An 11,631-nucleotide genomic window follows, 5' to 3' on the forward strand; every position below is an offset into this window, starting at 1 on the left:
TTGTCTTTTTCTTTATTTCCTGAACCTTCGGAAATCCCGGTAGTTCTTTTTTAACACCTCATACAGTCCGCTTTCGGGATAAAGAATCTTTCCACCGATGGTAGTATAGGACACCATGTTCTCATCACGCAAGGTTTGCAGTGTCCGCCGTGAGATGTGCAGTCTCTCGCATACGTCATCTCCAGTCAGGTAATGCTCATCCGCAATCGTGGGACGTATCCTTGCCATGGCTTCCTCAGCCGCCTTACCCGCTCTCCTTATCCATCCAGTCAATTCCTTGAACTCTTCCGAATCCTTTGTGATAATGTCTGCCATAGCCTATTTCCTTTTTACAAGTCCTTCACTTAATATCTTCTGAATATCCGTTTCCCGATAGAAGAATTTCCCGCCTATGTTTGAATAAGGAATAAGGCCGTTGTCCCTGTAATTTTGCAGGCATCTCTTCGATATTTTCAGAGCCAGACATACCTCTTGTGCGTCCAATCATTTATCCGGTGTGGGTGGGGCAACCTTTTTACGGAAATCTTCCAATTGTACCGCCAGCAGGCTGAACTGTTTCCTCATTTCCAGATACGCGTTCGTTTCGATAATAGTCAGTTCCATACATGATGTTTTTAGTTTATACATTTTAATGTTTTCTCCAGCAAAATAAGGCATACTCTCCGCTAAAAACAAATGTGCGGAATCAAAGTCGGATTTTGTCGTGCATTGTCACAACGGTAAAGTAAACGGTATGAAGAAAGGCTTGTATCCCTATGTTTCCACTATGGACAAGCCTTTCCTCTACCATCTGCTACCTTATATTCTCAGCCCTTTATTCTTCCGCTCTACTATAACATTTTCTATTTTTCCCTCTTTCATTTCCGTATTCTGACGCATATTTGGAAAATGCTCATTCAGCAAATCGCCTGCCAATCTTTTGGCTTTCTCCTGCATTTCGTCATGTACATTCAATCTGTCCGGTCCTAACAGTTTTTTTTCAATCTCTTCAAATTTGTCGTAAAAGCTGAACTCATCCGGATATTCATCGACCAGCCCGTCCTCCGGGTATCCTTGTTCCCGGATGAAAAGCAAGGTCATCCGGTCATAATTATCCGGACTTCGTGGCAATCCCAATCCTTCCCCTATTTCAGTCAGATTGAAGTAATTTTCCCATGTAGGCGCAAGGTCAAAAATCTTACTTTCCACTACATTCTTCAGAACAGATCTGTCCTGATACGCGCACCGTTTCATTGTTTCCTCATCTACCCAGTCTCCCCGCTCATTTTTACAGAGGTTTACCTTTCCTTCCATTAAGGAAGGCCATCCGCTCAGATCATGAACAGCCAGAGATTTTAAAGGAAAATCAAGTTCAAAGAAACTGTTCTCCACATATTTATACATATAACTGTTGAATTGCCATTCTCCATTTGTATTGTCGTCAAAGAGAAGTACACCCTTATCCGTTTCAACGGCAGAGTAATAATGGTTCCCGCGTTTCAGGTTATCCAGCATTTTCTCCACCATTTTAGGTGAGGATTGTATTTCCTCCCACATACCGGGTGTCAGTATCCGTTTAAAATGCTCATCTTTTGACAACGGGTCTATATCTTTTCACAGGCAATACACCACTTCCGATACACGCAGGTAACTTTGCAATCCGATTCCCTGCCCATCCATTGCTTTTTCCAATGTTTTCAAATAGTTACTGTTATTTCTCTTCCGCAAAGGAGGGACCATTGCCAGGTCAGGCACATCATAGTATAAAACGCCTGTTGTCGGTATCTCTTTTCCTCTCAGAGCCTTTTCCACATCTTCCTGCATGAAATCCAAAAAGCCTTCTTTGCCCTTGCCTTTCATACTGATGTGTATCGGATTGAAATGTCCGTCCACTGTGACATACACACTGCCACTCTTGTTCTCTTCTTTTTCCATATATCAAAACTAAATTTTCATTCCACGCCTTTCCCTTTTCATGGGAACTTTCACCGACATGTTCGGACCGGAGAAACGGGTATTGTCAGGTCGCGCCACCAGTTGTGACATGATCCGTTCCTATTCCTTCGCCAGTGGGACCTTCACCAAAGGCAGATTTCTCAACCGGTTGAAGTTTCTTAATGTGGGTGCCATATCCAACCGTTTTATACAAATCCCGTAATTTAATATCTCCGGCGAGGCTACCTGCCAGTCACCCATTGTACCCCGGTATCTCGCATCCAACGGTGCTACTTCATAAAATCCCAGTTCCTTCGGTTTCCCTTTTCCCTCAAAGAACTTTTCAGTTATTCCGTCCAATAATTTGGCCAGTTCCTTATCACCTGTTTCTGTCTTATCAAACAGCAATACCTTTTGTCCGTATTCCACTGCCGTACAAGTAGGGAATACAGCCAATCCGTTTCTTATCACATGGCCGTCCGTTCCGAAACGGTGTGCCAGCCGTTGGTAGTCCTCATTCTCTACCAGTGCCGTATGTGCTGCCGAGACGGACAGTTGCCTGACCCCCCTTTCCTCGCAGAATGCCGCATCCCGTAGTCTCACCACCCCCGAAGGATGAATCTTCTCCTGTTCCAATACCGGAGTGAGCCGTTCCAGATAGTCCCTGTTGTCCGTTCCGAGGATAGTGGGAATCATGGACTTGTCCCTGAAATCGAAACGGAACATTCAATGGTCGGGGATAAACTCCCTGCCAGTGGCATGAAAGGTTACATTATTGCTGATATAGCGTGCGAACCCTTCTTCACCTTGTCCCCGCATACTTAGATATACGGGACGATAGAAAGCATCCAGCGTCATGTACAGGCTGCCGTTTTCCACACAGTCTGTATTCATTCTCTTTTCCATAAGCATATTATATAATCAGTTGTTTTTTTTCTTTCTTCTGCGGAACAACGGAAGAGGCATGCTTCGCAGCCTGACGCCCCGTTTTTTCCGGTTCCGGCTCTTTGGACTGTTGAGACGAACACTTTTCCGGAGTTTTTGCCCTTTGTGATGTCCGGTTCGCTTTTCCGCCCAGCCTGAACTCCCCGTCTGTAATGTGGAACTCCGATTGTAGGATGTCCCTCGCCATTGTTTTGGCTTCCATCTGCAAGGCCGCATAGCCGAAGTCGTGCGCAGAGAGCGGGGCTTCTCGTCTCGCCTTCATACTGTCCCCCAGCTTCTCCGCCAGTTCCTTGAACTCATACTGATAGCTGAACGGATGGAAATGGTCCGCTTCCATAAGGCCGGCATATCCGTTCTCCGAGATATACAGCAGTGCCGCAACATCATAATTACGGGGTGAGATACCCAGGCCGAAGTCCTTTGTCAAACGGTCAAAGTTATTGAAGTCGGGACGTAAGTCATATTTGCCGGTGCAGACGGCACCTACCAGCATCTCCTTTCCTGCCATCTTTTCGGGCGTGAAGCTGCATACCGATTTTCTTAATTGTATATCATCCCTGCGCAAGTCTGCTTTTGAGAGTTTGTCGATACAATTATCGGCCAGTTCAACCATCTGCCGCATGGGAATCTCTATTTCATACAGTTTAAGTGTTTCCACTTTTTTACTGAAGTTGAAAAAACTGTCTGCCAGATGTTGTAAGTAAGTGGTACGTGCTTTCATTCCCTTTACACTGTCCGAGAAGAGAAGTACACCCTCATCCGTTGCCACAGCAGACATGCGCTGATTCTCACTGTCTGCCGAAACGGGCAAGTTACCCGTTTCGGCTGTCCGGTGATGTAACCAACGGTCTGCCCAATCTTTCAATAGTCCCATAACTTGATTCTTTTTGCATAACTTAATGCTTGCAAAGAAAATACATCATCGGACAACCCACAATAAAGAGGGAATCCGAGTCAGGCTTTGGCGTTCGTTGGCGCATGACTTTTAAATTAACCGTTTCTCCAGCATCCGGTTATAACTTACACGCAAGGAATCAATAAAAGGAGTAGTGTCCGTACAACGGTCAAACACTTTTCCCCGTTTGGTATATAGTGCATTTATTTTTAGATGAAACATATCCTCAAAAGCTCGAATTACACTTATCACAGTTAGTTTATCTCCATTTCTCGAACTTATTGCATCGGCTGCCATCAACGCAGCCACCAGTTCAATCAAATCACTGTCTGTTCCATTCCAAGTTAGCATGACAACTGATTTATTTTCCTCATCTTTTATTATTTCAGATTTCAGTTCCGGTACAATATTTCCATATTTAAGCAGCTCTTTAACCATTTCTATTTCTGCATTGAGAAGAGATAATGCCTTACCAATAAATACATCATACAAAACATGCCTTTTTCCCAACATTTGCTCCGATGCAATTTGCATATAATCCAATTCTATTTTGGTATAATTCAAGCGTCGCAATTTTACTATCTGATTCTCATCCTGCGGGAGCCCTGCAAGCAGGGTTACAAAATCATCATAAGCGGCAGGCAATTCTTCTGCCACCTGTACCATACCATCCATATAGGAGGTGAATAAAGTAAAAAGAAGCGCATTCGTTAATGTTTTCATCGCATCACATTTTAAGTTCTACAAATCACACCCCCAGCCAAATCATCATAAAAATATTATAAGCAAGTACTATACCATTAATCATGATAAACATAAAACATTGATAATTAAAAGTATATATAAAAAGAAAACACATCTGTGCAGAATATGAATGTAGATTGTATAAAATTCGTCCGAAAATCGGACGAATTTTATATTAGGCGATATTTTTTTAATTTAAGATAAAGTGTACTTCGACTTATTCCCAATAATTGTGCTGTCGCTGTACGATCATTATCTGTAGCATTCAATGCTTTTATAATATTATTCCGCTCTACTCGTTCATCTTTCAATGTATATTCTTTGGGGTGCTTATTGGGAAGAAGTTCTATATCCTCCATCGTTATCCAGTCGTCTTGTGCCAATAAAGTTGCTCGTTTCACGACCATCCGTATTTCACGTATATTCCCCGGCCATGAATATGATTTGAATTTTTTCTGTGTTTCTCGGTCAAAACCTTTTACCTCTTTATTTAATTCACGATTAGCTATATTCAACATAAATTCAGCTAATGGGATAATGTCTTCCGGACATTCAGCTAAAAGAGGTACTTGCAGTGGAAATTCATTTATGCGATGAAATAAATCTTCTCTGAATCGCCCTTCCATTATGGCTTTCTCCAAATCTTCATTCGTAGCAGCTATCAGTCGTATATCTACTTCTATCTCTTTCCAACTACCTATAGGACGAAAATGCTTTTCTTGTAATGCACGTAATAATAACATTTGTACGTGCATATTCAGATTTCCTATTTCATCCAAAAACAATGTTCCATGATTAGCCCGAGCAAACATGCCTTCTCTGTCTTCCACCGCTCCCGTAAATGCACCTTTTACATAACCAAATAATTCAGAAGCTGCAAGTTCCTTTGGTAAAGTACCACAATCCACAACAACGAATGGAGCATTCGCACGTCCGCTTAATGCATGAATTTGCGATGCAACCCACTCCTTTCCTGTACCAGATGCACCTCTTATGAGCACAGTCATATCCGAAGGAGCTACAAGGCGAACATAGTGTTGTAGTTTTAAAGACAATGGACTTTGTCCAATATAGAATGCCTGTTTTGTTTTAGAGTCTTTTCTGTTCCGCTCTAATACTTCTTGGATAATACTAAGTGCTTTTTCTGTTTGAATCGGCTTTGGCAAATAATCTTCAGCTCCCTTTTTGATAGCACTTACGGCTCCCGGTATATCTGCATATCCGGTCATAATAAGAAATGGAATTTGATAACCTTCTGCCTTTATCCATTCTAGTAATTCTATACCATTACTTTCTTTAAGTCTAAAATCCGATAGTATCAAATCCACTTCATTATGATACAAAAACAACTTTGCTTTATCTACAGACAATACATAACGGGCATCTATACTATGTTTTTTCAACCAATTCGCAGTTGTATATGCATATGTCCGATCATCTTCTACAATTAATACCATTTTAGCAATCTCTACAATATAGGCTATTAATAAAATACTAAAAGGTAATCCCTTCTTTTGTTTCTTCAGTGATATGTTGAAGAATGTTTATTCCTTCACTCAGATTACCATATATTTCCACTAATGTTTTGTTTTTCCTTCCTTTATTAACAGATATTCTTTTTGTTTTACCATCTATTATTCCCATAACGTATGTCCCTGTATTTCCATCTACAACAGCTGATTCAGGGACAAAGAACGAAGCAGATTCCGCTTTCAAAGAAAGCGTTGCATCCACAACCATTCCCGGCAATAAGGCTTCGTGAACATTGGTGAAATCGGCCTCTATCTCTTCCGAACGTAATCGGCTGTCTATTGCATTAGAACGGCGAACTATTTTCGCTATGAACGTATTACCCGGTTTGGATTGCGAAGTAAAACGAATCGTGTCTCCTACATGAATATAAGATGTGTATTTTTCCGCTACCGCCAATCTGATTCGTAGGTTACTTTTATCTTGCAGTACAAGAAGCGGCTTTCCTGAAGGAACAGCAAGCGAACCTATATCTGTATTTCGTTCGGTTATGACTCCTGAGAATGGGGCACGTATAACCAAATAATCGAGTAAACTCTGCACCTCTTTATAACCGGCCTGCAAAGCCGTTAATCGAGATTCATCGCTCTCTTTTTGCGTTCGTGCCTTGTCTATCGCATCCTCCGATATTGCTCCTTGCGTTTCCGATGCGGCTAACAGCCTATTGAATGTGGAACGGGAAAATGACACTACCGATTCTTGCGATGCGATTTGCGCTTTTAGGACGGATGCTTTGGCAACGAGTTCTGGTGCTTCTAATTCGATCAGAACATCCCCTTTGTTTACTTTAGAACCTATATCAACTTTCAAGAATTGAACAAAACCACTCACTTTGGCATAAATGTCGGATTGTCTGTCTGCGACAATTTCTCCTGGTAATTTGATTGGGATTGCAGGACTACTTTTTTTCAATGTATAGCTCTGTATTTCGGGCTTCTGCACCTTAACGACTGTGTTGGAAAAAGCTGTATTCCGATTTTCCATACCAATCCAAATTATTAAGCCTGCAATCAACAGGCAGACTACACAGATAATGTAAAACTTACTCTTTTTCATATTTAATTTACTTTTTTTCTTGATAGTATTTACTATTATGATCTTCCGGGTCAAGAGAAACGGAGAGCGTCGATGATTTTTCCTGTACCCATGCAAAAGCCAGAGGCAGAACAAATAATCCGATTAAAGTGGAAGCAAGAATACCTCCTATCACAGCTCTTCCTAAAGGAGCTGTTTGTGCTCCACCTTCCCCAAAACCGATAGCCATCGGAAGCATACCGACAAGAGTGGCGATACTTGTCATCAAGATAGGGCGCAAACGCAAAGAAGTTGCTTGTAAAGCTGCTTGGAGGCTATTTCCACTTGTTTTGCGTATTGTTTCAGCCGCCGTTACCAGCAACAAAGCATTGGAAATGGAGACTCCGACAGACATGATAATACCCATATAGGACTGTAAGTTGAGAGTAGAGCCAGTTATCCATAACAAGGTAAGTGCTCCCATAATAACGGCAGGGACACTGGTAATTACGACCAATGCCACTTTAAAAGATTGGAAGTTTGCAGTCAATAGAAGCAATATGACAATGACTGCAATAAGCAATCCTTCCTGCAATCCGCGTTGCGTTTCTTCCAGAACAGATGCCAATCCGGTCACTTCGACATTCAAACCTTTCGGAAGTTCCCCTAAAGAAGCAATGGCATTGCGAACATCTTTCAATGCTGTACCCAGATCCACATCGTGAATATTGGCAACAACAGTCGTATATGACATAGAACCTTCATTGTAGGTTTCTCCATAAGTCGTTCCTTCTGTTATATTCGCAACATCACCGAGTACCTTTCCCGGAGCTTTTCTCGACAAGGGTAATGCCTCCAGTTCTTCTTTTGAAGACATCTTATTAAGCGGTATCTGTACCTGCACGTTATATGCCATATTCATCATGCCACCTATCCAAAAATTCTTATTAGTAAAACGCGACGATGAAGTGGAGGGAACAAGTGAACCTGAAATATCAGCCATATCCATACCGATTTGAGAGGCACGTATGCGATCCACTTCAATATTATAAGTAGGATAGTTCATCGACTGTGGCATTTTCTGGTCTCTCAGGTAATCAATCTCCTTCAATTTGCCCAAGAGTTTTCGTGCATACGCTTCATTCTGTTTTTTCATCATGCCTGAAAATCGCACTTCAATAGGCGTGTTGGCTCCTTGACTCAATACTTTTTCGGATAATTCCATCGGCTCGAATGTAATGCTCATTTCCGGCATAGACTCATTTATTCGGCAGCGAAGTTGTTCTTTCAAATGCTCCATATCACCATGCCAATCTTGCAAGGCAACTTGCAAGGTAGCTTCATGAGGTCCGGAATTATATATATAGACCGGACTCACGGCAAATGTGGAAGAATGTTGTCCCACAAAGGCTGAAGATATGCGTATGTGTTTCTCTCCGATTAATGTTTCGAGTTCACCCATGAACTCCCGGACTTTGTCCTCTGTTATCTCAATTCGGGTTCCCTGTGGAGCAACGAGCCTTACTTGGAACTGACTGGGATTACCTTTGGGTAATACATCTGTCCCGATTATTCCGAACAATAATATTACTATTGCGACAACTCCGACAATATAGGTGGATACAATCTGTTTTCTTCGTTTCAGCAATCTTTCCAGTTGTCGTTCCAACAGTTTATTACTCCCGCTTTCATTATGTCCGTTGGTTGATATAGCATGATTTGGTCTGATAATCCACGATGCCATGACAGGCACGAATGTCTGGGAGAGGATGAATGAAGTTATCATTGAAAATCCTATTGCCATTGCCAAAGGACGAAACATAGCACCGGGAATACCGTTCATTAAAAATGCCGGAACGAAAACTGCCAAAACACACAGCAAAATAAGGAATTTCGGGAAAGCGATTTCTCGGCAGGCTTCCCATACGGCAACAGCTTTGGGTTTTCCTAATTCCAGATGGCGATGGATATTTTCGATGGTAACGGTACTTTCATCCACCAGAATACCTACAGCCAAAGCCAAACCGGACAATGACATGATATTGATTGACTGCCCGAACAGATGAAGAAAAAGGACACCGGAAATCAGTGATATAGGGATAGTCAGAATGACTATAAAAGCGGAGCGCCTGTCCCGTAGAAACAACAATACCATGAGTCCTGTCAGAATCACACCGATAAATCCCTCGGTAAGCAGGTTTTTAACGGCATTGATTACATAAACGGATTGGTCAAACTCAAAAGAAACCGTAACATCGTCAGGCAGGTTGTTTTGAATGACAGGTAGGCGTTTTTTCAAATTTTTCACCACATCCCAAGTTGAAGCATTCCCTGATTTGGCAACATTGATGTATACCGAACGTTTACCATTGACCAACGCATATCCGGTTGCAATATCGGCTCCGTCGGATATGGTTGCCACATCCCTCAGAAAAACTGTTCCCACGCTACCTTTGACAAGTGGAATATCCTCAAACTCCCGGACGGTTTTCAGATTATTATTGGTCGGAGTGATATAGTTTTTATCTTCCGTGAATATATTACCGGAAGGAGCCGTTATATTGTTACGGCTTATAGCTTCCACAATTTGCTCCGGAGCCAATTTATGAGCACGAAGTGCCTGCGGATCAACATTAATCTCAATAGTACGGGGACTTCCCCCGAACGGTGGAGCAGTCGTTATTCCCGGTACGGAAATCAAAAAAGGACGTGCCGTAAAGTTCGCAATATCCTGCAATTGATTGTTGTTTTTCGTAGGACTGCGGAAAACGACCTGACCGACGGGCTGGGACGATGCGTCGAATCGGATAATAAAAGGATCGGGAGTACCCGGCGGCAGGAATATCTGCGAACGATTGGATAAGGCACTCAGTTCCGCAATCGCCTGTCCCATATCCGTATCCGGATAGAATGTAACCTTCATCAAGGTAAGACCTTGCGAATTTTTAGTCTCTATATTTTTGATGCCGTTGGTAAACAGCATCATGTTGGTATACATTTTTGTAAAATAGCCTTCCATTTGTTCCGGAGTATATCCGTTGAAGGCGTGTGCTATATAAACTACCGGAAGATTCATATCCGGCAAAATATCTACACGAATGTCCCGGACGGCTTTTATTCCGAAGAATAACAATCCGAATACCAGTACCAGTGTCGATATGGGTCTGCGTAATGCTCCGCGAATTATATTCATAAATACATTATTATATGTTATTGATTTGAGCGATAAAGGCTTCTATATCTCCGTTATTTGCAATCTTCAATAGATAAGCCTGCCATATATTGATAGCCATGATTTCCTGCTCGGACTCCGCCGCAGTCAAGGCATACATGGCTTGGGCAAGATCGGAAATGGAAGTCAGACCATTTCTATACATGGCTAAATATTGATCGTAAGAAATTTGTGCTGCCTTTTTTCGGGTAACTGCTTCATTGTATTGACTGTATGCAAGTTGCAACTTTTTGTCAGCATAATGAGTTTGTTCTTTCAATTCTCTGGAAAGCAGATTCCGTTCTATTTCTAATGAATATGAAAGCTGTTTTTGAGACGCAACTTTGGAGCGGTTCCTGAACAATGATGTAAAGTTCCAGTTCAGTCCTATCCCAATAAGAAAATTGCTTCGGTTTATACCTACTCCTTGAGTGTATGAGTGAGAGACAGCCTCCGGTACTTGGGTGTAATTATATCCGAACCCAGATCCCCTTCCTGAAATAGTTCCGACAAGGCTAATACGGGGTAGGGCTTCCGACTGGAAGATTTTCATCTTGTAGGTACTTGCTTCAACTGCATCTTGTGCATGGCGTAACGAGGGGTGGTTATCGGATACTTCTTCAGCAGATGTTCGGTCGATTGGAAATATACACATATAGGAAGAGTCGAGCAAGAATTCCTCATCTTCGATTCCTGTTATCAATGCAAAGTCTTTTGACAGTTCATAAACTTTGTCCTGCGCCTTCAGTAGAGTAATACGCGAAGTTGCAACTTCTGCTTCTGCCATTGCAGCTTCTGCTTTGGGTCTGATATTGTTAGATGTCAGGGCCTGAGTAACGGAGAAAAGCGTTTTTGCCCTATCTATGTTCCGCTCTTGTATTTTTACAAGTTGCTGCATAGCAAGAAGATTGAAATATGTAGCTGACACCTGTATCTGATGTTTGAATTTTTCCTATTCCAATTCCGATTGCCGTAATTCATATTCGGACTCAGCGAACCGTATATTGTTTTTCGTTTGACCGAAAGAATAAAGTGTCCAATTAAAACCTGCCATATAAAGTGAACCGAAAGCAGCCTCCCAATTTTGTTTGTCTTGTGGCATACTTGTGGTTGTCATCCCCTCACCAAAGCTATATTGTGGTCCATGCCATGCGTTGGCTGTACCATATACTTGCTGGGCCGAAAATTTTATATCAGGTAAAAGCATTGTTTTGGCATGATTAACCAGTTTCTTTTGTGCTTCTACTTGTAAGGTTTTCGATCGGATTGTTTCATAATTCTCCATACCCTGTTTTAAAGCCTGTTGAAGGCTTATCTCTTGTGCATATATTCTATTTACATTCACAAAGCCTACAAGTAAGACCATTAGTTTTATTGT

General features: G+C 42.0%; 12 protein-coding genes and 1 pseudogene. All 13 read right to left on the reverse strand.

What is annotated here, in order from left to right; translation table 11 throughout:
* Positions 1 to 12 precede the first annotated feature (12 nt).
* The 13 genes and pseudogenes from BF9343_RS18575 to BF9343_RS18635 all read right to left on the reverse strand — a co-directional run bounded on the left by BF9343_RS18575 (position 13) and on the right by BF9343_RS18635 (position 11,619).
* Entirely contained in the window at positions 13 to 315 is a 303-nt protein-coding gene (locus BF9343_RS18575) for a helix-turn-helix domain-containing protein (RefSeq protein WP_010993602.1), read from the reverse strand.
* Between the two features lie 3 nt (positions 316 to 318).
* Positions 319 to 483 carry a helix-turn-helix domain-containing protein gene (locus BF9343_RS18580; RefSeq protein WP_010993603.1) on the reverse strand — a complete coding sequence of 55 codons (165 nt, stop codon included), beginning with the start codon at positions 481 to 483 and terminating at the stop codon, positions 319 to 321.
* 315 nt (positions 484 to 798) lie between these two features.
* Positions 799 to 1,536, reverse strand: coding sequence for a DUF6047 family protein (locus BF9343_RS18585; RefSeq protein ID WP_077687893.1), 738 nt, complete (start codon positions 1,534 to 1,536; stop codon positions 799 to 801).
* 57 nt (positions 1,537 to 1,593) lie between these two features.
* Positions 1,594 to 1,914 carry a hypothetical protein gene (locus BF9343_RS18590; protein ID WP_010993606.1) on the reverse strand — a complete coding sequence of 107 codons (321 nt, stop codon included), beginning with the start codon at positions 1,912 to 1,914 and terminating at the stop codon, positions 1,594 to 1,596.
* 9 nt (positions 1,915 to 1,923) lie between these two features.
* Positions 1,924 to 2,640, reverse strand: a pseudogene (locus BF9343_RS18595) (DUF6047 family protein).
* The gene (locus BF9343_RS18600) at positions 2,641 to 2,820 is read right to left on the reverse strand and encodes a hypothetical protein (RefSeq protein ID WP_041926338.1); all 180 of its coding nucleotides are present in this window, start codon (positions 2,818 to 2,820) and stop codon (positions 2,641 to 2,643) included.
* 7 nt (positions 2,821 to 2,827) lie between these two features.
* Positions 2,828 to 3,733 (reverse strand): DUF6047 family protein, encoded by a 906-nt coding sequence (locus BF9343_RS18605; RefSeq protein WP_010993609.1) that lies wholly within the window; start codon positions 3,731 to 3,733, stop codon positions 2,828 to 2,830.
* 111 nt (positions 3,734 to 3,844) lie between these two features.
* Entirely contained in the window at positions 3,845 to 4,477 is a 633-nt protein-coding gene (locus BF9343_RS18610; protein WP_010993610.1) for an RteC domain-containing protein, read from the reverse strand.
* A gap of 191 nt (positions 4,478 to 4,668) precedes the next feature.
* Complete coding sequence (locus BF9343_RS18615; protein ID WP_010993611.1) at positions 4,669 to 5,955, reverse strand: sigma-54-dependent transcriptional regulator; 1,287 nt, start codon at positions 5,953 to 5,955, stop codon at positions 4,669 to 4,671.
* A 37-nt stretch (positions 5,956 to 5,992) separates the two neighbouring features.
* On the reverse strand, positions 5,993 to 7,084 hold the full coding sequence (locus BF9343_RS18620) for an efflux RND transporter periplasmic adaptor subunit (RefSeq protein WP_010993612.1): 1,092 nt from the start codon (positions 7,082 to 7,084) through the stop codon (positions 5,993 to 5,995).
* Between the two features lie 7 nt (positions 7,085 to 7,091).
* Positions 7,092 to 10,235: an efflux RND transporter permease subunit gene (locus BF9343_RS18625; protein ID WP_010993613.1), complete on the reverse strand. Its 3,144-nt coding sequence runs from the start codon at positions 10,233 to 10,235 to the stop codon at positions 7,092 to 7,094.
* A gap of 10 nt (positions 10,236 to 10,245) precedes the next feature.
* Positions 10,246 to 11,151 carry a TolC family protein gene (locus BF9343_RS18630; RefSeq protein WP_061430015.1) on the reverse strand — a complete coding sequence of 302 codons (906 nt, stop codon included), beginning with the start codon at positions 11,149 to 11,151 and terminating at the stop codon, positions 10,246 to 10,248.
* A 54-nt stretch (positions 11,152 to 11,205) separates the two neighbouring features.
* Positions 11,206 to 11,619 carry a TolC family protein gene (locus BF9343_RS18635; protein ID WP_158236941.1) on the reverse strand — a complete coding sequence of 138 codons (414 nt, stop codon included), beginning with the start codon at positions 11,617 to 11,619 and terminating at the stop codon, positions 11,206 to 11,208.
* Between the last annotated feature and the right edge of the window lie 12 nt (positions 11,620 to 11,631).

It is taken from the genome of Bacteroides fragilis NCTC 9343 (assembly GCF_000025985.1).
Lineage (GTDB): Bacteria > Bacteroidota > Bacteroidia > Bacteroidales > Bacteroidaceae > Bacteroides > Bacteroides fragilis.